The 24774-nt window shown below is 36.9% G+C and carries 25 protein-coding genes and 1 other annotated feature; of the genes, 3 read left to right on the forward strand and 22 right to left on the reverse strand.

The window, feature by feature from the left end; genetic code table 11:
- Positions 1-5: 5 nt before the first annotated feature.
- The 3 genes from BN3107_RS11050 to BN3107_RS11060 form a co-directional block, all read right to left on the reverse strand.
- Complete coding sequence (locus BN3107_RS11050; protein WP_058307680.1) at positions 6-1250, reverse strand: glutamate-5-semialdehyde dehydrogenase; 1245 nt, start codon at positions 1248-1250, stop codon at positions 6-8.
- Positions 1243-2370 (reverse strand): glutamate 5-kinase, encoded by a 1128-nt coding sequence (proB, locus tag BN3107_RS11055; protein WP_058307681.1) that lies wholly within the window; start codon positions 2368-2370, stop codon positions 1243-1245. Before proB ends, BN3107_RS11050 begins: the two co-directional genes overlap by 8 nt.
- 56 nt (positions 2371-2426) lie before the next feature.
- Positions 2427-2647: a binding site (T-box leader), on the reverse strand.
- 55 nt (positions 2648-2702) lie between these two features.
- On the reverse strand, positions 2703-3779 hold the full coding sequence (locus BN3107_RS11060) for a branched-chain amino acid aminotransferase (protein WP_058307682.1): 1077 nt from the start codon (positions 3777-3779) through the stop codon (positions 2703-2705).
- A 133-nt stretch (positions 3780-3912) separates the two neighbouring features.
- Between BN3107_RS11060 and BN3107_RS11065 the strand changes: the two genes are divergently transcribed.
- On the forward strand, positions 3913-4647 hold the full coding sequence (locus BN3107_RS11065) for a CBS domain-containing protein (protein ID WP_058307683.1): 735 nt from the start codon (positions 3913-3915) through the stop codon (positions 4645-4647).
- Between the two features lie 65 nt (positions 4648-4712).
- Here BN3107_RS11065 and BN3107_RS11070 read toward each other — a convergent pair whose 3' ends face one another.
- A complete protein-coding gene (locus BN3107_RS11070; protein ID WP_058307684.1) occupies positions 4713-6209 on the reverse strand; it encodes a glutamate synthase subunit beta in 1497 nt (498 codons plus the stop codon).
- A 16-nt stretch (positions 6210-6225) separates the two neighbouring features.
- The gene (gltB, locus tag BN3107_RS11075) at positions 6226-10779 is read right to left on the reverse strand and encodes a glutamate synthase large subunit (RefSeq protein ID WP_058307685.1); all 4554 of its coding nucleotides are present in this window, start codon (positions 10777-10779) and stop codon (positions 6226-6228) included.
- Between the two features lie 127 nt (positions 10780-10906).
- Between gltB and BN3107_RS11080 the strand changes: the two genes are divergently transcribed.
- Complete coding sequence (locus BN3107_RS11080; protein ID WP_058307686.1) at positions 10907-11809, forward strand: LysR family transcriptional regulator; 903 nt, start codon at positions 10907-10909, stop codon at positions 11807-11809.
- A 521-nt stretch (positions 11810-12330) separates the two neighbouring features.
- Here the strand turns inward: BN3107_RS11080 and BN3107_RS11085 are convergent.
- Positions 12331-13230 (reverse strand): 5'-3' exonuclease, encoded by a 900-nt coding sequence (locus tag BN3107_RS11085; RefSeq protein ID WP_058307687.1) that lies wholly within the window; start codon positions 13228-13230, stop codon positions 12331-12333.
- A 97-nt stretch (positions 13231-13327) separates the two neighbouring features.
- Here BN3107_RS11085 and msrA point away from each other — a divergent pair, with 97 nt between their 5' ends.
- Positions 13328-13855 carry a peptide-methionine (S)-S-oxide reductase MsrA gene (gene msrA / locus BN3107_RS11090; RefSeq protein ID WP_058307688.1) on the forward strand — a complete coding sequence of 176 codons (528 nt, stop codon included), beginning with the start codon at positions 13328-13330 and terminating at the stop codon, positions 13853-13855.
- 253 nt (positions 13856-14108) lie between these two features.
- Here msrA and BN3107_RS11095 read toward each other — a convergent pair whose 3' ends face one another.
- The 16 genes from BN3107_RS11095 to BN3107_RS11170 all read right to left on the reverse strand — a co-directional run bounded on the left by BN3107_RS11095 (position 14109) and on the right by BN3107_RS11170 (position 24736).
- Positions 14109-14606: an AAA family ATPase gene (locus BN3107_RS11095; protein WP_058307689.1), complete on the reverse strand. Its 498-nt coding sequence runs from the start codon at positions 14604-14606 to the stop codon at positions 14109-14111.
- Between the two features lie 124 nt (positions 14607-14730).
- A complete protein-coding gene (locus BN3107_RS11100; RefSeq protein ID WP_058307690.1) occupies positions 14731-15081 on the reverse strand; it encodes a hypothetical protein in 351 nt (116 codons plus the stop codon).
- 97 nt (positions 15082-15178) lie between these two features.
- Positions 15179-15661 (reverse strand): DUF4825 domain-containing protein, encoded by a 483-nt coding sequence (locus BN3107_RS11105; protein ID WP_058307691.1) that lies wholly within the window; start codon positions 15659-15661, stop codon positions 15179-15181.
- A 432-nt stretch (positions 15662-16093) separates the two neighbouring features.
- A complete protein-coding gene (locus BN3107_RS11110; RefSeq protein ID WP_058307692.1) occupies positions 16094-16516 on the reverse strand; it encodes a hypothetical protein in 423 nt (140 codons plus the stop codon).
- Between the two features lie 176 nt (positions 16517-16692).
- Positions 16693-17250: a GNAT family N-acetyltransferase gene (locus BN3107_RS11115; protein WP_058307693.1), complete on the reverse strand. Its 558-nt coding sequence runs from the start codon at positions 17248-17250 to the stop codon at positions 16693-16695.
- 33 nt (positions 17251-17283) lie between these two features.
- Positions 17284-17475 carry a hypothetical protein gene (locus tag BN3107_RS11120; protein ID WP_058307694.1) on the reverse strand — a complete coding sequence of 64 codons (192 nt, stop codon included), beginning with the start codon at positions 17473-17475 and terminating at the stop codon, positions 17284-17286.
- A 40-nt stretch (positions 17476-17515) separates the two neighbouring features.
- The gene (locus BN3107_RS11125) at positions 17516-18226 is read right to left on the reverse strand and encodes a nucleotidyltransferase domain-containing protein (RefSeq protein ID WP_058307695.1); all 711 of its coding nucleotides are present in this window, start codon (positions 18224-18226) and stop codon (positions 17516-17518) included.
- Positions 18227-18360: 134 nt separating this feature from the next.
- Positions 18361-18678 (reverse strand): hypothetical protein, encoded by a 318-nt coding sequence (locus BN3107_RS11130; RefSeq protein ID WP_058307696.1) that lies wholly within the window; start codon positions 18676-18678, stop codon positions 18361-18363.
- Between the two features lie 47 nt (positions 18679-18725).
- Positions 18726-18935 (reverse strand): hypothetical protein, encoded by a 210-nt coding sequence (locus tag BN3107_RS11135; protein WP_058307697.1) that lies wholly within the window; start codon positions 18933-18935, stop codon positions 18726-18728.
- Between the two features lie 186 nt (positions 18936-19121).
- The gene (hisIE, locus tag BN3107_RS11140) at positions 19122-19769 is read right to left on the reverse strand and encodes a bifunctional phosphoribosyl-AMP cyclohydrolase/phosphoribosyl-ATP diphosphatase HisIE (protein WP_058307698.1); all 648 of its coding nucleotides are present in this window, start codon (positions 19767-19769) and stop codon (positions 19122-19124) included.
- The gene (hisF, locus tag BN3107_RS11145) at positions 19759-20517 is read right to left on the reverse strand and encodes an imidazole glycerol phosphate synthase subunit HisF (RefSeq protein WP_058307699.1); all 759 of its coding nucleotides are present in this window, start codon (positions 20515-20517) and stop codon (positions 19759-19761) included. The genes hisIE and hisF overlap by 11 nt, the downstream gene beginning before the upstream one ends.
- Complete coding sequence (hisH, locus tag BN3107_RS11150; protein ID WP_058307700.1) at positions 20514-21131, reverse strand: imidazole glycerol phosphate synthase subunit HisH; 618 nt, start codon at positions 21129-21131, stop codon at positions 20514-20516. Before hisH ends, hisF begins: the two co-directional genes overlap by 4 nt.
- Entirely contained in the window at positions 21128-21715 is a 588-nt protein-coding gene (hisB, locus tag BN3107_RS11155; RefSeq protein ID WP_058307701.1) for an imidazoleglycerol-phosphate dehydratase HisB, read from the reverse strand. The genes hisH and hisB overlap by 4 nt, the downstream gene beginning before the upstream one ends.
- Positions 21715-22998 (reverse strand): histidinol dehydrogenase, encoded by a 1284-nt coding sequence (gene hisD, locus BN3107_RS11160; protein WP_058307702.1) that lies wholly within the window; start codon positions 22996-22998, stop codon positions 21715-21717. The genes hisB and hisD overlap by 1 nt, the downstream gene beginning before the upstream one ends.
- Positions 22995-23615 (reverse strand): ATP phosphoribosyltransferase, encoded by a 621-nt coding sequence (hisG, locus tag BN3107_RS11165; RefSeq protein ID WP_058307703.1) that lies wholly within the window; start codon positions 23613-23615, stop codon positions 22995-22997. The genes hisD and hisG overlap by 4 nt, the downstream gene beginning before the upstream one ends.
- Positions 23612-24736: an ATP phosphoribosyltransferase regulatory subunit gene (locus BN3107_RS11170; protein ID WP_058307704.1), complete on the reverse strand. Its 1125-nt coding sequence runs from the start codon at positions 24734-24736 to the stop codon at positions 23612-23614. The genes hisG and BN3107_RS11170 overlap by 4 nt, the downstream gene beginning before the upstream one ends.
- Positions 24737-24774: the final 38 nt, after the last annotated feature.

A 24774-nucleotide genomic window follows, 5' to 3' on the forward strand; every position in this document is an offset into this window, starting at 1 on the left:
ATCATTTACTTAATTTGACCAGTTCCATGTAAAAGGTATTTTGTAGAAGTTAATGCTTCTAATCCCATAGGTCCACGTGCATGCAGTTTTTGTGTACTAATACCAATTTCTGCACCAAAACCAAACTCGAAACCATCAGTGAAACGGGTGGAAGAATTATGATAAACTGCAGCAGCATCTACCTCATTCATAAACGCTACCACATGTTGCTCATTCTCTGTAATAATTGATTCAGAATGGCTGGTGCCATACTTGTTAATGTGATCAATCGCTTCTTGAACAGAATCAACAATCTTTAGAGCAACTATGTTATCCGAATACTCGGTTTCATAATCTTCTTCTGTAGCTTCGATAATATTTTCACCTTTTGCAACGACAAATTCGTCACCATGGATTTCCACATCTGCTTTTTGTAAGGAAACAATTAACGCTTCCAGGTGATTATTTGCCCATTCCTTCTCAACTAGGATCGTTTCAATTGCATTACAAACAGAAGGTCTTTGAGTTTTGGCATTAATCGCTATCTCAATAGCCATTTGTTTCTGCGCTGTTTCGTCAATAAATAAATGACAATTGCCTGCCCCCGTTTCGAGAACAGGAACTGATGCATTGGCTACAACAGTGTCAATCAACTTCTTGCCACCACGTGGAATTAAAACATCTAAATAGTCATTTAATTTAAACATTTCAGATGCGGTCTCGCGGCTTGTATCTTCAATTAATTGGACTGCATCATGTGGAAGATCTGACTGTTTTAAGGCATCATGAATCACTTTTACTAATGCTGTATTAGAATGAATCGCAGATGAGCTACCACGAAGTAATACAGCATTTCCTGTCTTCAGACAAAGACTTGCCGCATCAACCGTAACATTTGGTCTTGCTTCATAAATCATTCCAACTACTCCAATTGGAACTCGTTTTTTTTGAATATTTAATCCGTTGGGGCGTGACCATTCTTCCATTATTTCTCCAATAGGATCCTTTAACTCTACTAGCTGTAATAAGGCATCCGCCATATCATCGATTCGCTCTTCATTTAAAATCAAACGATCGATTAACGATTCATTCAATCCATTATTTCTACCTTTCTCAATATCACGAGTATTTTCTTCAATAATGAAGCTTTTTTGTTCCTTTAATTGATCAGATAAAAGCTTTAAGGCACTGTTTTTTTGTTCTGTTGTTTTGGTAGCTAATGCTGTAGTTGTTGCACGTACTAATTTAGCTTTTTGCAATAAATCACTCATAATTATAAGCCTCCTTAATTGATAAAACGAGTCGGTCACGATGAATGACTTCCGGTCGTTTGCTTGCTGATTGTTCCATCGCAATCTTACTCGATTCTCCTTTTGATTTAATTAATTCCTCGGAAGAATAATTTACCTGCCCTTTTGCTATCACATCATCATCAAAGACAATTTCTACAACTGAACCTACTTTGAATTCTCCATCCACCCATTTAATTCCTGCTGGCAATAGGCTTTTTCCTTGATGTAAGATCGCTTCACTTGCCCCTTTGTCAACATGTAGTTTTCCAGAAACAGATGAATGGAAGGCAATCCATTGTTTTTGTTTGCGAAAACTATTAGTAAGTTCTTCACCAATATAAGTACCATCACCATGATGATTGATAATCTTAACCAGTTTGTCTTCTCCTTCTCCAGTACCAACAAATACACGAACACCTAAAGAAAGGGCTGTTTTGGCTGCTAGAAGTTTTGATTTCATACCACCTGTTCCAAATTTAGAACCTGATTCATGTTTGGTTTGTTGCAATATTTCAGTAGTTAATCTTGGTAGTTGATGATATTTTCGGGCAGTAGGATCTGTCTTGGGATTCTTATCATATAAACCGTTAATATCGGTTAGCATCATTAAAAAGTCTGCATGTACCAGTCCGCTAACTAAAGCTGACAACATATCATTGTCGCCAAATGTTAGCTCATCAATGGCAACCGTGTCATTTTCATTAATAATAGGTATCACGTCTCTTTTTAATAATTCGGTTAAGGTGGAGTAAACATTGCTGTACTGCATTTCATTACTAAAGACATCTTTCGTTAAAAGTAGTTGCGCAGTCACCATGCCATATTGACGAAAGGCATCTGTGTATGCTTGCACTAATAATCCTTGCCCCACTGCCGCTGCTGCTTGTTTTCCTGAAACGGTAACAGGTCTTGTTGGGTAACCGAGATCAAAGAAACCAGCGGAAACTGCTCCTGAAGAAATTAAAATGACTTCATAGTTCTCTTTTTTTAATGCGGCGATCGCTTGAGAGTGCTCTTTTAATTTAAGCAAATCTAATCCACCGTTTTTATTAGTAAGTGAACTACTTCCTATTTTGACTACGATTCGCTGTTTTGCCATCCTATTCACGCCTTCGTTTATTTCATATAATAAAAAAAACCCTTCTCATCCTTCATACAAAGGACGAAAAGGGTCTTTTCCGCGGTACCACCTTATGTTGATCATATCATTCCAACATGATCCACTTTACTCTTTAACGCAGAGTAACGATTAAGTTTATCCTTAACAGTTCTTAGAGTAGGTTCGTCCGTGTATTGGGTGTTGGAATTTTTCAGCCTCTGAATTCCAATCTCTTATCACCATATCACCAACTAATGGCTCTAATCATAACTTTTATTTATTCTATTGCTATTATAGAAAATTGTTGCCAGAAACTCAAGTGTTTCCGCTTATTAATATTTCACTTTAATAATCCAGTTAAATGGATCTTTTTCTTCCCCATATTGGATGCCTGTTAATGTATCATATAACTTTTTGGCAATCTCACCTGTTTCACCATTGTTAATATGCATCTTCTTACCTTCCCAGGCTAACTCGCCAACAGGTGAAATGACAGCTGCTGTTCCGGATCCAAATGCTTCTTCCAATTCCCCGTTTTGATAATGTTGATAAAGTTCATCCATGGTAATTTTTCGTTCATTAACCGTGATATCCCAATGTTTTAATAATTCGATAACAGAATTCCTCGTAACACCTTCTAAAATACTGCCGTTTAAAGCTGGTGTAACGATTTCTCCATTAATTTTGAAGAATACATTCATGCTACCTACTTCTTCAATGTATTTTTTCTCGACACCATCTAACCATAAAACTTGAGCATAACCTTCGCCAGCTACTTGTTCTTGCGCTTTTAAACTTGAAGCGTAGTTACCAGCAGTTTTTGCTTCCCCTGTACCACCTTTTACGGCACGTACAAATTGATTTTCAACAGCAATTTTCACAGGATTAATCCCTTCTTCATAATACGCACCAACTGGTGATAAAATTACGATAAACTGATAGGTAGCAGATGGTGAAACACCCAAGTATGGTTCGGTAGAAATAACAAACGGTCTTATGTATAAAGAAGTGCCAGGTGCATTTGGTACCCATTCTTGATCAATATGTACAAGATGTTTAATCGCATCAATCGCAAACTCTTCATCAATTTCAGGGATACACATTCGATCATTGGAACGATTCAAGCGTTCCATATTTTTATCAGGACGGAATAATTGAATCTTATCTCGTTTTGTACGGTATGCTTTTAATCCTTCAAAAACGGTTTGACCATAATGGAAGACGATCGCAGCAGGATCTAGCACAAGTGGTTGATAGGGTACGATACGTGGATTATGCCACCCTTTATCAGGATTATAGTCTTGAATAAACATATGATCCGTAAAATATTTTCCGAAAGAAAGCTGATCTGATTGCGGCTTTTCTTTTGGTTGTTCGTTTTTAATATAAGTGATTGTATACTCTGACATAAAAAGACTCCTTATTTGAATGAATTCGATACATGTTTGGCAAAATAACCTATAAACTATATTTTATTACTAAACAAGTCAATATGACAACCATTAAATTTGAAAATTTTCAAACAATTGAAGGAGTATGACCATGGCGTTCGAATTATCCGAAAGATTTGAAACAGCATTTAACCAAATACATGACAAATTATGTGATTATGCCAACGAAAATAATAACCATGCTTCTTTTACCGAAGTATTAACAAAAGCAAAACATCAATACCCGCTAATTGATCCGTATTTTGACCTTTTAAAACAATGTAGCAAATTACGTAATGCAATCGTTCATCGAAAAATTAAAGAGGATTTTTATATTGCAGAGCCACATCAAGAAGTGGTCGATGAATTAGAAACACTCGCTAAACTTTTAAGCGAGCCTCCGTCTGCACTCTCGATTGCTTCTAAACCAGTAGAGTTTTTCTACTTAGATACCCCTTTAAAAAAGGTAATGGATTGTTTAATAGACAAAGGTTATTCCCAATACCCTGTATATCATGAAGAACGGTTTATTGGACTTTTAACGGATGGAGATATCGCAAATTGGCTTGCTGAAAATATTGATAGTTCTTTAAATATATCATCCAATGCAACAATCGGTGATATATTTAAGATTGAGAAAAAAGCACATACAGTGGTTACTGGAAAAGATACAAGTGTGATGGAGATTGAAAGTATTTTCAAAAAGTGTATAGAGGAAAATCAAAAATTGGAAGCAATAATCCTTACAGAAACAGGCAATGCAGCGGAATTACCAGTTGGACTTATTTCCTCTTGGGATCTTATCCGAATGAGAACACATACTTTTCCATTATTAAAACATACTTGAACTACGAGTTGAAACCAAAAAAACAAAGGATACAAATTAACTTTCCATTTGTATCCCTCACTTTATTACATATTCGCAACCGATGGCAAGGCTGTCTCACCCATTAGGAACTCATCAACATGACAAGCCACTTCTCGGCCTTCGTTAATCGCCCATACGATTAGACTTTGACCGCGTCTTGAATCACCTGCAGCAAAAACATGATCAACATTTGTGCGGAAGTCACCATACGCTGCATCGACACGATTTCTGTCTGTTTTCACATTGAATGCCTCAAGTACTGGATGTTCAGCCCCTTCAAAACCAATTGCAATTAATACTAATTGTGCTGGCCATACTTTCTCCGTTCCAGGAATTTCTTCAAATACAAACATTCCATTCTCATCACGTGTTTTCTTCATTTCTACTGTGTGTAACTCTTTCAATTTACCATTTTCATCTGTAACGAATTTCTTTGTTTGGATCGAATACTGACGAATATCCTCTCCAAATTTTTCTTTCGCTTCTTTATGAGCATACTCTAAACTGAAAACTTGTGGAAATGCTGGCCACATATTATCATCTGATCGTTTAATCGGTAATTGTGGGTGTTTACCAAACTGTACAATACTATTTGCTCCTTGACGAAGCGCTGTCGCAATACAATCAGCACCTGTATCCCCGCCACCGATCACAATAACGTCTTTTCCGTCTGCATCTAATTCGTCTTCTACTTTCACACTGTCATCTAAAAGTGATTGCGTTGCTTTTGTTAGATAATCCATTGCAAAACGTACACCTTTACCTTCACGACCTTCGATAGGTAAGTCACGGTGCTTTTGAGCTCCTGTACATAAAATAACGGAGTCAAACTGCTCTTGGATTTCGTCAGCAGCAATATCTTTCCCCACTTCCGTATTTAAGATAAAGGTAACTCCTTCATCACGCAATAACTGCACACGTCGTTCTACTACTTCTTTATCTAACTTCATGTTAGGGATACCATATGTTAAAAGTCCCCCTGCTCGATCTGCACGTTCATATACCGTTACCTGATGTCCTGCTTGGTTCAATTGATCCGCAGCAGCTAAACCAGCAGGTCCAGAACCGATAATCGCTACTGTTTTACCTGTGCGTTTAACTGGTACACGAGGTTGGATCCAGCCGTTTTCAAAACCTTTATCAATTATTTTCTGTTCAATATTTTTGATTGTAATTGCCGGGTCATTGATGGCCACTGTACAAGAACCTTCACATGGCGCTGGACAAACTCTTCCAGTAAATTCCGGAAAATTATTTGTTTTCATTAAACGATCCAAAGCTTCTTTCCATTTCCCTTTGTACACCAAATCATTCCACTCCGGAATTAAGTTGTAGACAGGACAACCCGAAGTTGCCCCATCAATATCCATACCAATATGACAGAATGGTGTACCACAATCCATACATCGTGCTCCTTGTGTTTTTGCTACTTCATCTGAGAAAGGAGCAGAGTATTCTTTCCAGTCATGAATTCTTGTTAAAGGATCACGCTCATTTGCCGTTTGTCTTTCAAACTCCATAAAACCTGTTGCTTTCCCCATATCATCTGTCTCCTTTCTATTTGCTCACCATTTCTTCTTGATTTAGTTCTACTGTCATCTTGTTATCTTTTTTTGCAGTGAATGCTTCTAATCTTGATTCGTCCACTGATAATCCTTGAGATTCGAACCATTCGATTTGTTGTAACATTAATTTATAATCCGTTGGTATAACTTTGACAAAATTCGCTACTTCTTCCTCCCAATTTTCGAGAGCAATCGCAGCTTTGTCACTGTTTGTATATTCTTGATGATTCATAATTAATTCCTTAACTTCATCGATTTCTTCTGAATCTGTCAGTGACTCAAATTGGACTAATTCATCATTACACAGTCGTTTGAATTTCTCGATATTATCAGGTTTCACGTAAGCAATCCCGCCAGACATACCTGCTGCAAAGTTTTTACCTGCATTTCCTAAAATCACTACGCGTCCACCTGTCATATATTCACAACCGTGATCACCAACACCTTCAACTACGATGTTTGCTCCACTGTTTCTTACAGCAAACCGTTCTCCGGCATATCCTTGAATATAGGCTTCACCACTAGTTGCACCATAGAAGGAAACATTACCAGCGATCACATTGTTACCAGGATCGATAGTAGATTTTTCGGATGCACGTACAATCACCTTTCCACCCGATAAGCCTTTACCAACATAGTCATTGGCATCTCCTGTTACGGTTAATGTCATACCAGAAGGAATAAAGGCACCAAAACTTTGGCCTGCTGAACCTCTGAAATGTAGATTAATCGTATCCTCCGGCAATCCTCTTTCACCATACTTTTTCGAGATTTCACTACCAACAATCGTACCCACTACGCGATCGGTATTTTTAATCGGGAAAGAGGCTTCTAACGCTTCTCCCGTTTCGATCGCATGTTGTACAGTCGGTAAAATGTATTTAAGGTCTAATGATTGATCAAGCTTGTGATCTTGTTTTGTTGTATTTGTACGAGTACCTTCTGCTTGATATAACAAGGTGGTTAAATCAAGATGTTTTGCTTTCCAGTGCGCCTCAGCACGTTCAGAAACCTCCAAGACATCCGTTCTTCCAACCATTTCATCAATTGTTCTAAAACCAAGTTCAGCCATGATTTCACGAACTTCTTCTGCAATGAATGTCATGTAATTAACGACATGATCGGGGTTTCCAGTAAATTTCTTGCGTAGTTCTGGGTTTTGGGTTGCTACCCCTACTGGGCATGTGTCATTATGACAAACACGCATCATAATACACCCAACAACAACCAATGGCGCTGTTGCAAAACCATATTCCTCTGCACCAAGTAGTGCAGCCATCACGACATCTTTACCTGTTAATAATTTTCCGTCTGTCTCTAAAATGACTCTATCTCTAAGCCCATTCAACATTAATGTTTGATGTGCCTCTGCAAGACCTAATTCCCACGGTAAGCCTGCATGTTTAATACTTGTTTTTGGCGAAGCACCTGTACCACCGTCATAACCAACAACAGAGATAACATCTGCACTACCTTTTGCGACACCTGCAGCGATCGTACCTACACCGGATTTTGCTACTAGTTTGACACTGACTCGTGCATCACGATTGGCATTTTTTAAATCATGAATGAGTTGTGCTAAATCCTCAATCGAATAGATATCATGATGTGGTGGAGGCGAAATTAAATCAACACCTGGTGTGGAACCACGAACATCTGCTACCCATGGATATACTTTCATACCTGGTAACTGTCCACCTTCACCTGGTTTTGCCCCTTGCGCCATTTTTATTTGTAATTCTTTGGCATTCACAAGGTAATGACTTTTGGCACCGAAACGTCCTGATGCTACCTGCTTGATTGCACTAGAACGTAAATCACCATTCTCATCAACCGTAAAACGATCCGCATCTTCGCCACCTTCACCACTATTACTTTTTCCACCTAAGCGGTTCATTGCAATAGCTAATGCTTCATGGGCTTCCTTGCTTATCGAGCCAAACGACATCGCCCCTGTTTTAAACCGTTTGACTATCGAATCAACAGATTCCACTTCTTCAATTGGAATACTATTCGATTTCTTGAAGTCAAATAAATTACGTAAGAAACCAATTCGCTCTTCATTCGCCGTTTTTGAGAACTTTTTAAATAACTTGTAATCGCCACGACGGCATGCCCATTGTAATGTATGAATCGTTGTTGGATTGAAGGCATGGTGCTCACCTACTTGACGCCATTGAAAATCACTTCCTGATTCTAGTGACTGTTCAATTGCTTTTTTATAACCGTCTTGGTGGCGTTTTTCTGTTTCTTCTTGAATCACGTCTAAATCAATACCATCGATTTGTGAAGCCGTACCTGTAAAATGATCGGCAATCACTTGTTTGCTGATCCCTACTGCTTCAAATATCTGTGCACCACGATAACTTTGAACCGTCGATATACCGATTTTAGACATTACTTTGATAATACCTTCCGTTGCCACACTAATAAATTTGTCTTGTACCTCTGCTAAGGTCATATTTAATTCATTGTTTAAAATCGTTTCATAATACGTTTGATAAACTAAATATGGATGAATCGCATCGACACCATAACCTAACATTGTTGCAAAATGGTGTACTTCGCGAGCTTCACCAGTTTGTGCAATAATACTTGCTTTTGTACGCAGTCCTTCACGTACTAAAAACTGATGTAATCCACTAACAGCTAAAAGAGTAGGAATTGCCTTAGAACGTGCATCCATATCTTTATCACTAAGAATAATGATATTACTCCCCGCTTTTATCGCTGCTTTCGCATCTGCGAACACTTTATCAAGGGCTTTCCCCATATCTTGTGTGAAAAGTGTGTCGATCACGGTAGTTTGAAATCCTTCGATTTTATTACTCTCTAATTTTTCGATCTGCGAATTAGATAAGATTGGTGAATCTAATCGAATTCGATATTCTTTTGTATTTGCTGGATGAAGAATATCTCCCTCTCCACCTATCCATGTCAACATAGAGGTTACTAGTTGCTCACGATAAGCATCAATCGGTGGATTTGTCACTTGTGCAAATAACTGTTTAAAATAATTGAACAAGCTTTGCGGACGTTCTGATAGTACAGCTAATGGCATATCATTTCCCATTGCCCCTATTGGATCTTTACCACCTTCAATAAGCGGAAGCAAGTATTTCTCGACATCTTCTGTTGTATAGCCAAATGCTTTCTGTTTTTGTAGAAGTTGAGGATCTAAATACGCATCATCTTCCGCATCCACTTCTAATGGTACAATTTGTTCCTCTAACCATTCTTGATAAGGATGAGATCCTGCAATTTCCTCTTTTATTTCTTTATCAGAAATAATTCGTCCTTCTTCAATGTCTACTAATAACATTTTCCCTGGGCTTAAACGTTCTTTTAATAAAATATTTTCTTCTTCGTAATCAATGACGCCCACTTCAGATGAATAGATAATATAGTCATCTTTCGTCACATAATAACGCGCAGGTCGCAACCCGTTACGATCTAAGATGGCACCAATTTGCTTCCCATTCGTAAACGTAATCGAAGTTGGTCCGTCCCACGGCTCCATCATCATACTATGGTATTGATAAAAGGCACGTTTTTTTGGATCCATGTGTGGATTTTTCTCCCATGGTTCAGGAATCAACATCATGGCAGCATGAGCAGGCTTACGTCCAGCTAAAGTGAAAAATTCCAGTGCATTATCTAATGTGGCAGAGTCACTTCCTCCACCATTAATAATCGGCATCACTTTGTCCAAGTCATCACCAAATGCTTCTGAAACAAATTGTTGTTCCCTTGCACGCATCCAGTTCACATTCCCGCGCATTGTATTAATCTCACCATTATGAATCAGATAACGGTTTGGGTGCGCTCTCTCCCAAGAAGGAAAGGTATTGGTACTAAAACGTGAGTGAACTAACGAAAAGGCAGATACAAAGTCTTCCTCCTGAAGATCTAAATAAAATTTATCAACTTGATCTGGAGTTAGTAACCCTTTATAGACAATTGTTCTAGTAGATAAACTTGGGAAATAAAAACGATATCCTTTTTCATTCGCCCAATTTTCAGCTTGTTTACGAATAATATATAACTTTCTTTCGAAGGCAAGATCATCTTCTAATTCATCTGCCGCTTCGATAAAAACTTGTCGTACATTTGGCAAGGTTTCAATCGCACCTTTACCAATGTCTGTAGCATCTACTGGAACATCTCTCCAGCCGATTAATTTTTGACCTTCTTGTTCGATTAATTGATTGATTTCATCGATCGCTTCTTCTTGTTCTTTTTTATTTTGAGATAGAAATAACATACCAACTCCATAACGACCTACAGCTGGTAGTTGAAAGTCTTTACATACTCTTCTAAAATAAGAATCAGGGATCTGTACCATTAATCCAGATCCGTCACCTGTAAGTGGATCACTCCCTTGTCCACCACGGTGTTCTAATTTGCATAACATGTCTAAACCTTTTTTTACGATTTCATGTGTTTGTTTCCCTTTTATATGCGCATATAAGCCAATACCACAAGCATCATGTTCAAAATCCGGATGGTATAACCCTTGGGCACTAGGCAAATCTTGATACGTCATATATGTCGCCCCCATTCAAATATACTTTAAGGTGTCTAATAACATTGTAAGTTTTATTATTGATCGAAACAATATATAATAAATATGATATTGTTCTAATTCTGATATATATTATGAGGTGAAACCTGTGGAGTTACGTCAATTGCGTTATTTTGTTGAAGTAGCGGAGCGTGAACACGTATCAGATGCGGCAGCAGAATTGCATGTTGCTCAATCTGCTATAAGTAGACAAATTGCTAATTTAGAGGCAGAGCTAGGTGTAGAGCTCTTTGAAAGAGAAGGAAGAAATGTGCGTTTAACACATATAGGAAAGATTTTTTTAACACATACCAAAACGGCATTAAAAGCAATCGACCATGCCAAAAAACAAATCGATGAATATATTGATCCAGAACGAGGCTCGATTAAAATTGGTTTTCCTACCAGTTTAGCAAGTAATCTATTACCGACAGTGGTATCGGAATTTAAAAAGAAACATCCCAAAATCGCATTCCAGTTGCGACAGGGATCGTACAACTTTTTAATTGAATCAGTAGAAAATCGCGAAATTGATGTTGCATTTTTGGGACCTGTTCCAACAGAGCATCCCGATATCTTGGGTGATATTTTATTTACAGAAAACTTTTATGCATTAGTTCCGAACTCACACCCTATCGCAGAACAGAGCAGTGTGAACTTAAGAGACTTACATGATGAATCATTTGTGTTATTTCCAGAAGGGTATGTTTTACATCAACTAGTAATAGATGGATGTAAACAAGCTGGATTTACACCAAATATATCATCACAAGGGGAAGATTTAGATGCGATTAAGGGGTTAGTCGCTGCAGGTATTGGTATCACATTATTACCGGAAAGTGCTTTTAATGATTTGAATCCGTATTACAGTGCAAAAGTAGCTATACAGAATCCAGAATTAAAACGTACAGTAGGAATTATTATTCCAAAAAACAGAAAGCTTGCTCCATCTGAACAAGTATTCTATGAGTTTATTAAGGAATTCTTTTCGATTCTGCAAAGATTTCAATAAAGAAAATAGATAGGTACTAACGAAGGAGAAATGTATAAGAATAGGGAACATAGTGAAACGGTTGAAAAGCACTATATTAGCGGAAGCCATCTGTTTTACTTCTGAGGGTCAGAGAGTTTTCATAGGAAAGGAAATAATTCCGTGAAAGCTCGGAACCAGGAGAGAGGGTTTTCATGGAATAACGAAACATTGCATGGAAAGTCAGCACTACCGGAGCGAGATTTCATACAAAAATGAAGTAATGCATGAAAAGTCGGCATAAGGAGCAGGAGATTTGCTTTGCAATGTTATCTGAGGACAAAAAAACGAGGAAAGGAAAGTAGACCACCGCAGCTTTTTCCTCGCACACGATAGCTTTCAAAAGGAATAACAGGAATAGGGGAACAAATTGATTGTATTCCACTAATTATATGCCTTTCTGCCTTACAAAAATCGAAACCTTTACGGATAAATTCTAATATTACTAAAAAACCCCAAACTATTCCGAATCATAGTTTAGGGTTTTCATTGGTATTTACAATTTATTCACTTACTTTTACCATGATCAATTTATCTAACCAACGTTCAGGATTCTTAAATTCTAATTCTTCTAATAAAAAGGTGTGAATACTACTATGGTCTTCATTCCATAAAGCATCTTCAATCGAAAATGTTAAAGGTACCTCTGTATATATTTCTGCTAGTTTACGAGAAATTTCAAGATCTTCAGCATATTGCTCTATTTTATTTTGCATCCCTTTTGTTAGATTATCTTTATCAGCTAGCATGTTATCAATTGTTTCATATTGTTGCAGAAGCTTTAAGGCAGTTTTTTCACCAACACCTTTAATACCAGGATAATTATCGGAGGAATCGCCCATTAACCCTTTCAATTCAATAATTTGAGCAGGGGTAAGCCCTCTTTTTTCATAAAAGTTATCGATATTAAACACATCGTAATTGCCTTGGCCTTTCTTCATGATGGCAATATTGATCTGCTGGTCTACAAGCTGCAGTAAATCCTGATCCCCAGTTACTACTGTCACTTTATGATCTGCTTGTAGTTGTTTCGCTAAAGTACCGATACAATCATCAGCTTCATACCCCACAACACCTACATTGGGAACTTGAAAGGCAGAAACAATATCTTTTGCCAAATCAAACTGTGGAACCAACTCCTCTGGCGGTGCATCGCGGTTCGATTTATAACCTTTGTATAAATCATTTCGGAAAGTTTGACTTCCCATGTCCCAACAACAAATTACATGTGTGGGCTGGAATGTTTCGATCGCATTGCAAAAATAATTTAAAAAACCAAATAATCCATTTCTCGGAATTCCTTTACTATTGACCATAAAATTGCCGGTAAATGCCGTTGCAAAGAAACCTCTAAACAGCAACGCCATTCCATCTATGATTAAAACATTTGATTTATTTGTCATTCAATTCACCTTCTAAGATTAATTAATTTACTTCTACATACATAATTAGTATATTAAATGCTAGACTTAGATTTTGCAATATAAAGGAGAAAGATTGATGGAGAAAAAATTTGAAAAGGCAACATTTGCTGGTGGCTGCTTTTGGTGCATGGTAAAGCCGTTTGATCAGTGGGATGGTGTGGAAAGTGTCATTTCAGGTTACACTGGTGGTGATCTAAAAAATCCTTCATATGAAGAAGTTAAAAAAGGGACAACAGGACATTATGAAGCTGTTCAGATAAAATATGAGCCAGAAAAAATTAATTACCAACAAATATTAGACTTATATTGGCCACAAATCGACCCAACTGATGATGGTGGTCAATTTCACGATAGAGGTCCACAATACCGGACGGCCATTTTTTATCATAATGAAGAACAACAATCACTAGCGATAGATTCCAAAAAAGCATTAGAAAATGAAAATAGATTCCAGAAAGAGATTGTTACAGAAATTTTGCCTGCAGCTACCTTTTATCCTGCAGAGGAATATCATCAGGAGTTTTATAAGAAAAATGAAAAGGAATATAAATTAGATCGTGAACAATCTGGTAGAGACGAATTTATTGAGAATCATTGGGATTAAGAGTATATACAGCCAAAGATTAATTAGTATGCCGTATTATAGGCATACTAATTTTATTGACCTTATACAGGGTTGCCATAATCGATGCTCTCTGTTTAACTATTGCACCTTTTTTTTTGTGCCACTTCACAAAGTTAGATCGATTTTAACATATTTATTTGAGACTTTTCGTAAACACATTTCATTTTATATTTTATTGACTACCATACAGAAATAGAAGGTACTCTGTACATAAGAATCAATGAACTAATTGTTATTCTCTTCCGCTAAATTCCAAAATATTCAAACCCTCGGATGACTCTGGTGCTTCAAAAAATTTAGTAACATGATTAAACACCTCTTCCGTGTCAAAATCTCCTCTTTCGGGTTGTTCGTTACGTCTTTGTGCAATTTGACGTAAGCATTTCTCGTTATTTAGATTAAGGAAAATTAATTGATGGCTTGCATTTATCTCTGACGCCATATCCAAAAACCACTTTCGCTGTTTTTGAGTGTTAGCTGGAAAGTCCATCACTACATCTGTACCGACACTTAATATGTTTTGGACATGCTTTTTCACCAACGGCTTAAGCTGCGCAGAGAATTTTAGATAGTCTTCAAAGGTTGCAATCTGATTGGGATAAAGAGATGAAAGCCATTCATCCTCAGAGATCAGTACTGCATGTTTTTCTATACTCAATTGTTTTGATTTAGTTGATTTTCCTGCACCCATTTTTCCACAGAAAAAGTATAGCTTTCCAAATTGTTTCATATTTTAACCTCCCAGGCTTCTTTGTTGGATAACTCTACACATTAGCTTAATAAGCAATTAAAGCAACGACATCAACGACGCCTTGTTCCACTAAAGACACCCGTTTGTTTAACAAGATGAATTTTCATTTCAAGAAACTTTCCAATTCGTTAACTTCATATGTTCGGAAAACTAACCCTCTATTATCAAACACAATAATTACAGGAAAATGAGTTATATCTAATGTCTCAAATATTGAAGAATCTTCAGCAGAAAAGTCAAATGAAACCGATGAAATACTATCCTCCATTAACTTGTTTGTAACTTTGAGAACTGCTGCTTGATAATCTTCAGAAGTTATCTCGTTATTAAAAACTGCTACATTGTACTTACCTTCTTCTTTTGACCTTAGTTCAGTAATTAAAGTCTCATCTTCAGAAGAGCATCCCATTAGAATTGAAAATAACAAAACCAAACTCAAAAGAAAACCTTTCATAAAGAAACTCTCCCCTCAGGTATTCATACTTAAGACTAGTGCTTCTGCTTCTTTAAAAGCGACTAAAACGACAACGTTTTTTCAGCTATTGCCCCCGTTACTTCAATAAGTCGTTTACTTTATTTTCATCTTCTAAATATTCTTGTGTTAGTTTTCTTAATTCAGCTTCACTCGAATACTCATTTAATTCTTTCCCATACCAACTTTGTAGATTTTCTTTGGTTAATTGGTATTCCTGATGTTCAAAATTAAAGGTAACCCATTCTCCGTTTTGAACTAAAGAAAATATAAATGTTGCATTATAAATTGCCGTTTCTTTATACTTTTTTTCTATTTCCTCTGCTACTATCCCTTCATAATCTAAAATCATTCCATACGGTTCTTCATTAGTTTTAAGTTCAAACCCTTTAAAATTACCACCATAGGGTAATTGTTTGACAATGCTTCCTACCGCACTGTTATCTCCAATGTAAGAACCTTTAAACTCAAATACATCCTCATTAGCACTATTTGAATTACAACCATTCACGAATAATAAAATCAATAATGAAAAGAAGAAAAATCTAATTGCTTTTGTCACTCTTTATGCCCCCTAATAATTAACTATCTATCTTAATAAATACTATCATATAATATAAATCCTTTATTGAACTATCCTGCTTCTTTACTTTAATAAGCAATAGGGGATGCTAAATCTAACACTCTTTGTTCAGCTAAAGCACCCCGTTGAATACTGGTGAATAAATAATGTAAAATGACACTTTTGTATAATTATTCACCAAAACGTCCCTCACATCTTCAGCACCACTATATGATTATCGTTCAACTACCGTTCGGTTACTAATATTTTACAACCGTTATCATATGCTCGGCAGGAGGAGTATTAGAATGCATTTGATCATAAATGATCCAAAATTAGTAGGCTATTGTGGTTACGGTTTTAAAAGGGCCACTGGTCTCCTCATCTTCAGACCAATAATCCTATTTAAATATTATCGGCAATATCAATGTGTCAATTATTGATTTTATAAAATACTATAGCACGAACTAATGGATAAATAACTATACTTAAAGAAAAAGTTATCACTAAAGGAATATTTTCTAATTCCACAAAAAGTCCTGTTCCTTCACTTATAAACAAAATAACCCCGATACTTATAATCAAAATAAAGTAACTAATATCCGCAGCATGTTTAGCTGGACTCTCGTCTCGCTCATCCTTGTCACTATCAGCGTTTTCATTTGCAATATAATGCAACAAGTTAGCTAAAATTATAGAAATAGTAAAAATCCCATCAGGTCTAACAACTTGATGTACTGACCATTGATATAAACAATGAATCATAATTGCAACAATGGAAGCAATAGATACCGCGTAAACCAATTTTTTATTTGAATTATTTTTTCTTATAACCCTCGCATTCATTTTTGCCATTCTCACCACCTCGCTATTTCATAGTTACCCAGTCCAAGACATCTTCGTTATTTAACTAAACTTAATTATTCGAACAGAATTATTAATTCGAATTTTTGTATAGATTTAATTATAATCACAAAATGTAGTTTTAGTGCTGCTTTAATAAAGAATCAGAACGCTATTTTCTTGTTGTTTTATTCAAGAAAAAATAGCAGCTCCGTTTTTTCACCTATTTTCATAAAACCGTTCTTTTTGTACATTTCTTTTGCAGTATCAGAACTATCTGTAATTAGATATACTATTTCGATATTATCGTTATAAGCAATTTCTAATAAGTGCTTTAAAACGGATGTTCCAAATCCTTTACTTTGGTGTTCCTCTATGATATCGAAATCCTCTAATTTTACCATTCCGTTAAACGGCATATACTCGATATTACCGATAGGAACCCCGTCACAATAGCAAACAAAAAATTGTATCTCTTTATTATTATCTTTATAAATCTCAGCTTTCCTATTAATTCGTCTTTGTGCGAAATCTAGCCCCATCTCTGTTTGATTGGCTGTTATATCCACTTTAATTCCATCTTCTAAAACCTTATGATCTTCTGCACTGTATATATTACAAGCTGGGTTTCCTTTCAGTTGTGAGAAATTTTTAGTTTCAATAAACATTAAGTCATAAGTACATATTTTTGGTTGAAGGGGGAAATTTTCAATTAATTTGCTACTTATCGGATATGGTGTCTCCACCCTGAAAAATCCTTTATCTTTTGTGTTTTTTTTTTATATTTGTTCAGTGACAAATTCACCCAAACCTTGTTTAGAGTTATACCATATAAAATTGTGCGTATGCATATCCGGTAACGCAGAGTCAATGTATCTAATCGTTCCATCGTTTTCAATTGCTTCAGAAAATAAACCCACATATTCCTTTTCCAATTCTAACATTTGATCTAACAAAGGACTTTTATGCATTTCGAGTTCTCCTAATCTATCAAATTTTTATTTTTAAGTTTTAATATTTCCCTAAAGTAAACCCTTCAAATAAACGTCCACCATATGGCTGTAAAACATTATCAACCAATTGAATCACTTTCTTTTTCTCTCCAGTTTCGTAAAAAGCATTAAATGCTGCTATAAATTCTTCAGTAAATTTCTCATCATACTGTTTCAAAGCTCGAATAATCCATTTTGAGGAACCGATCCATTGACGGTTTGTTCGTAAAACAAATTCATGGACTAGTTCTGCCAAATTGTTAGCAATAAATATCGCTTCAGCTCGGTTAGTGCTGCCTATGAAATCATCTAAAGCATCGGTGATAAAATATCGCTTCTGTGTAATCATTTCATCAGACCATTTTTCAGGACCTTTCTCTAATATCTCTTTCGCTTCCTTTTTTATAGCTAGTAAGATTCCTTCATCTTTTAATGTAATACCTTCAGAGATCATTCTTGCCATTGAGGGTTTCCCTGCTTTGCAGTCCATTTCGATAAAATATTTATATGAGGATAAATTATGAACAAAAATTTCTATTGGCCACCCATTATCAATCATAGACTCCCTATATGAATTATTAAGGTTGTTATCAAAAATCACAATATCGAGATCAGAGGTTGCTGTTTCTTCACCACGGACTACGCTTCCTGCTAATATAGCCCCCTGGCAATGAGAGAATTTTTGATTAATAAATTGTTTAGCTGCTGCCACTGAATTAACTTTTCGCATTCACTTCCCCCCTCTTATCTGAATATTATAAATAGACAATAATTTTAGCGAAAAAAGAGTACATGATACTTCAAATTACTTACTAAATTGGACATTTTTTTCTCCAGAGTAATTTGTTATCTTCATTTAATATACTATAATACAAACATGTATACGGATACACTCATGATAAAGATAGCAGCGAACAGGGATAGAATGAAATATTCTCTTTTGCCGGTAACTACCATTTCAACAACCCGTATTACATAAGTTAAGCCTAGACAAAAAACCATACCAAACATTATCCACGACGGAATATCATTAGATACACTTGGGTTTAGTAAGCCAGGTATAGAAATGAATAGACCGTGTACTGCAAAATAAATCGCAAAAAGACTGAATAAAATATCCAAAACTAAAAATAGCTTATGTCTCTCACTTACCTTGTCACGAATCTTCTCTACTATCTTCATTAAATTCACTCCTCATTTTAGACAACTTACAGTATGAGCATAGATTCTTATTTATTGATTAATTTCCTTCGTTTCCAAGTATATAAGAAGGTAATACACGAACCTACCAAGATACCTATAAAAGCAAACAAGGACAGATTCCATATTTCACCCAACCAGTTACGAGTAATTTCCTCTGTAAAGAGCATTATCAAGACAATCATGAACCCAAACCATTCCATTAACTTGTAGTCATTTATTTTAGTAGTTTCTTTCACTTATTACCCTCCTGATCAAACATTTGAAAGGAAACATTGCATTTTATTAAGATGCCTTCATTATAACAAAACTAGAAAAATATGTATAAGTTAATCTCCATTACATGAGATTTTGTTTGTTAATATCAATACCTTTTCTGGCAAAACAAAAAAACACCCAGATAGTCTGGGTGTTTCTCACGCATATTACCATTTTTCTATTTCTGCACGGTCGCCTTTGCTGTTCCCTTTTTTAGCGAATCGATTGGATAATTCTTGTTTGACATCTTCTAATGAAACTTCTTGATTCGCCATCATCACGAAGGTGTGGTAAAGCAAATCACTTACTTCGTTTGTTAATTCTTCTTTATCCTCATTTTTAGCGGCAATTACTACTTCGCCGGCTTCTTCAATTACTTTTTTACCAATTTTATCGACACCTTTGTCATATAAATAATTGGTATAGGAATTTTCAACACGCTCTTGTTTCCGTTGTTCTACTTCTTGCATCACGTTATCAATAATCGCAGCGTCATAATTGGTTTCCTTTTCGGCCACTCTGTTAAAAAAGCATGAGACCTCTCCCGTATGACAAGCTGGACCTGCTGGTAACACTTGAATCAATAATGTATCCTGATCACAATCTAAATCAATTGATTGGACTTCTTGTGTGTTACCAGACGTAGCACCCTTGTTCCATAATTCATCACGTGATCTGGAATAAAACCATGTTTGTTTCGTTTCTAAAGTCTTTTGATATGCTTCTTCGTTCATATAGGCAAGCATTAATACTTCTTTTGTATGATAATCTGTTACGATTGCTGGTACTAACCCTTTTGAAAAATCAGGCTTCACGAATATTCACTCCTTGCTGTTGGCATACATCTTTTACTTGTTGTACGGTAAACGTGTTCTCATGGAAAATGGAAGCTGCTAAACCTGCAGATACGTCTGTCTTTTGAAATACTTCAGGAAAATGCTCAGGCTTTCCAACTCCACCAGATGCAATTACTGGGATTCTTACCGAGTTTACTACCGCCTCCGTTAGAGCAATGTCGAATCCATCCTTTACTCCATCTGTATCGACACTCGTTAGCAAGATTTCCCCTGCTCCCCTTTTTTCTGCTTCTTTTACCCATTCAATCGCATCGATACCAGTATCTTTACTGCCACCGTGGGTCATTACATGCCATTTATCACCGACTCTTTTGGCATCAACAGCAACAACCGTACATTGGGCACCGAACCGATCCGATGATTCTGTGATTAATTGCGGATTTTGAACCGCAGCAGAATTCATACCTACTTTATCCGCTCCTGCCTTTAATAAGCGATTGACATCTTCAATTGTTTTAACGCCGCCACCTACCGTAAACGGCACGAATACTTGCTCTGCCGTTCGCTTTACAATATCCACCATGGTTTGGCGCCCTTCATTGGTTGCTGAAATATCTAAAAAGATGATTTCATCTGCCCCTGCTTTGGAGTAGTTGGATGCCATGGCAACAGGATCACCTAACTCACGTAATCCGACAAAATTTGTCCCTTTTACCACTTTTCCTTCCTTGACATCAAGACAAGGAATTATTCGCTTTGCAATCATGCTTCCAGCCCCCTAACAGAAGTGGTTTGTTCCATAAATACTTTCAACAAGTCTACGCCGACTTCTCCACTTTTTTCTGGGTGAAATTGCATGCCGTACACATGGCCATTCTGGACAATTGCAGGAACCGTTGTACCATAATCTGCGGTTGCGACCAAATACTTTTGTTCGGTACGTGCTTGGAACGTGTGTACAAAATAGACATGTTTATCTTGAAAAACTTGAAAAGGTTGATTATTATTCTCTATTTGCAGCTGATTCCAACCAATATGAGGTAATATATATTCTGTTTCGATTACATTTACATCACCTGGAATCAATCCTAGACCATCAGAAATACCATTTTCATAACCTTTTTCAAATAATAATTGCATGCCTAAACAAATACCCAAAAAAGGTTTTTGTTTTGCTAATTTTTTTAGTGGTTCAGCCAAATTACGTTGATTGATCTCCTCAACGGCTGCTTGAAAAGAACCAACACCAGGTAAAATAATATGGCTAGCTTCTTCTAATCGCTCAACGGAGTCTGTTATTTCTACTTCATACCCTAAACGTAAAAAAGCGGTTTTAACACTTGCGACATTACCCATGCCGTAATCTACAATAGCTATCATTCGATTAACCCCTTTGTAGAATTAACCCCTTCAATATCCGGGTTAATTCGGACTGCTTCACCTAAAGCGCGGCCTAATGCTTTAAAAATAGCTTCAATTTTATGATGCGTGTTGTCACCATATAATACTTTAGCGTGAAGTGTAATCGCTGATTGGAAAGCAAAAGCTTGTAGAAACTCCTGCACTAATTCTGTATCAAAATTGCCTAATTTCTCGTTTGAAAATTCTGCGTCAAAAACAAGAAAAGGTCTCCCACTAATATCTAAAGAAACAAATCCTAATGCTTCATCCATTGGTACATAAGCCGTTCCGTAACGATTGATTGACTTTTTATCACCTAATGCTTCTTTTACTAACTGACCCAGTACAATCCCGACATCTTCTACGGTATGGTGACTATCAATGTGCAAGTCACCCTCTGCTTTAACCGTTAAGCCAATACGACCGTGGCGGGCGAAAGCATTTAGCATGTGATCAAAAAAGCCAACCCCCGTATCAATGCTTACTTGAATTGGATCATCTAAATTAACAGCTACTTCAATTTTTGTTTCGAAAGTTTCTCTTTTTTTTGTCGCAGTTCTCATTATTTATCCTCCAAACGTTTACTTACCGCTAAGCCGTGTCCTTCTAGCTGCTCTTGGTTGGCAATCTGGATGACGTCCTGACTTGCCTCACGCAATGCAGATTCAGAATAATATAAATACGTTGTTTTCTTAACAAAATCATCAACTGATAAACCTGAAGAAAAACGAGCTGTACCTGAAGTTGGCAAAACATGATTTGGTCCTGCATAATAATCACCCAGTGCTTCCGGGGTATAATGTCCTAAAAAGACGGAACCTGCATGTCTTACTTTGCTTAAATAACTTAAAGGATCGGCTACCTGGATTTCTAAGTGTTCTGGCGCCAACTTATTGGAAACGGAAAAAGCCTCTTCCAGTGACGATACCACAACACTTGCACCTTTATCTTGGAGAGATTGGGACGCGATTTCTTTTCTAGGTAGCGCGTCACATTGTTTTTGAAGTTCTTTATTCACTTGCTCAACCAATGCTTCCGAAGTTGTAATTAAAAAGGCACGAGCAATCGTATCGTGTTCTGCCTGAGCGATTAAATCTGCAGCGACGTATTTTGGGTTTGCTGTATCATCTGCTATGATCGCTACTTCACTTGGACCAGCAATCATATCGATCCCTACATCACCGTAAACTAATTTTTTAGCTGCAGCTACATAGGCATTTCCAGGTCCGACAATTTTATCTACTTTCGGAATCGATTCAGTTCCATATGCTAAGGCAGCAACGGCCTGAACTCCTCCAACTCGATAAATATTGGTTACACCTGCTATGTCAGCTGCTACCGCTAATATTGGTGCAAGATCTTCCCCGTCCTTCACTGGAGTTGTCATATTTACTTCGCCTACTCCAGCAAGTACAGCAGGAATGGCGTTCATTAATACCGAAGAAGGATAAACAGCAGTGCCGCCAGGAACATAGATGCCGACACGGTCAATTGGACGATATAATTGACCAGAAATAATGTCACCTTCTGCTTGCATCATACGGGAATTTGTTAATTGTTTTCGGTGAAAAGCTCGAATATTATCTGCTGCACGCTGCAACGATTGAATCACTTCATTATCTACTATATCCCAGGCAGCCTTTCGTTCTTCTTCTGAAACTAGAAAAGATGACGGTGCTTTCCCATCGAATTTTTCAATATACTTAATAACAGCTTGATCACCATCTTCTTGCACATCTGCAATAATACTACTGGCAGCTTGCAAGAATTTTTGTTGGTCACTGCTATTCGTTTTCTCAGGTGCTGCTTTTTCTAAAAACTTCTCGATTGTTAATAAAGGAATCATGCTTTTTTTGCTCCTTCCTTAAATCGCTCAATGACGGGAACTAATTGATCTCTCTTAATTTTTAGTGAAGAACGGTTGGCAATTAATCGTGCACTAAAGGATATAAATTCGTCTTCGATTACTAAGCCGTTTTCTTTTAATGTTGTACCTGTTTCGACAATGTCAACAATCGCATCTGCAAGACCTAAGATTGGTGCAAGTTCAACAGATCCTTCTAGCTTAATAATATCAACGGACTCACCTTTTTCTTTAAAATAGTTCTTAGTGATATTGGTAAACGTACTTGCAATTCTTTTCTTCTGTTCTGGCCACTGATAATTTGCCTTTGTGGCCAAGGCCATCCGACAGTGACCAAATGGTAAAGGAAATAAATTATATACATCCGGTTGATGTTCAATTAAAATATCGCCACCTACGATTCCGATGTCCGCAATTCCATTTTCAACGTAAGTGGTAACATCGACTCCTTTTGCAAAAAAGAAGGAAAATTCACTGGTTTCAATTTGAAGTTTTCTCCCCTTTTCTAATAAAGGGTCTACTTCAAATCCTAACTCAGCAAAAAAATTCAAGAATTGTTTTTCTAATCTACCTTTCGTTAGTGCTATTACCGGCTTCATTTTTCAACCACCTTATACTGACTGTCTTCTTCGACAACTTGATAGATTTTTTGATAGTTCGCATCACTTTTTAATTCGTATTGGATATCGACCACTTGTTCCTCCATATCCATTCGAAATTGTTCTGCAACTGCATGAGTAGCAGGAGTAGCAAGGATACAAATTTTTTCCGGCTCTTGCTCAGCATCCATATGCTTTGCTAAGGTATCAACATCAAATGCTAACCCGACCGCTGAAGTACTTTGTTGGAATTGTTCATATAACCGGTCATACCTTCCGCCAGAAAAACAGGTGGAACCATCGTTTGTCAGAAAGCCTCTAAACATAATACCATCATAATATGGCAAGTTTTTAACACGACCAAGATCGACGATTACTTCTGTTACACCTGCAGCTTCTAATAAATCCATTAATTTTTCAATATGATTCAATATAGCTAACAAATCTTGATGATTGTTCCAGCGCTCACGATAGGTATTGATAATTTCTCTCGATCCGTATGCATCAATCAGAGCTACCAATGGTTCTGCTAAGGCAGAATGTCCTGCTTGTTTTACAATCTCTTCGACAAGGTCAGATCGCTTATCATGCATAGCGTTCAGTAGCGCTAACTCTTGTTTTTCCTCAAAATGGTACGGTCCGACGATCGCATCGAAAATACCTGTATGACCAAGTTCGATTACATACGCATCAATCGTTAAATTCTTTAAGTAAGCAATCGCTGTAAGCAAGCTTTCCGCTTCCCCTAAAAATCGGTCCGCATGGACGATTTCGATGCCTGCTTGTCTATTCTCTGTTTCATCCTTATCGAAGCGGAAAACACTGCCTTGATAGGACCATTTTTGTTCGGATGGGTGTTGCCCCGCAATTGCTCGAGCGATAGCTGCTGTCCAATCTGGACGTAATACTTCTATTTCACCTTCACCACTGAACCATTTCAACATCGAGTGTAAATCCATTCCTGCCATTTGATTCGTAAATGTATTGGCATATTCCACTACAGGTGTAGAAATGGTTTTAAAGTTACGTTTTTTGGTCACTAAACGAAAACTCTCAGCCGCTCTTAAGCGGTTTGAGATTTGAATTCCTGTTTCATCTTGACTTCCTGCTGGTAAAAACATCTCGTTCACATCCTATTCGCACTTTATCAATTTACCAC

This window comes from Gracilibacillus massiliensis (genome assembly GCF_001458115.1).
GTDB lineage: Bacteria > Bacillota > Bacilli > Bacillales > Amphibacillaceae > Gracilibacillus > Gracilibacillus massiliensis.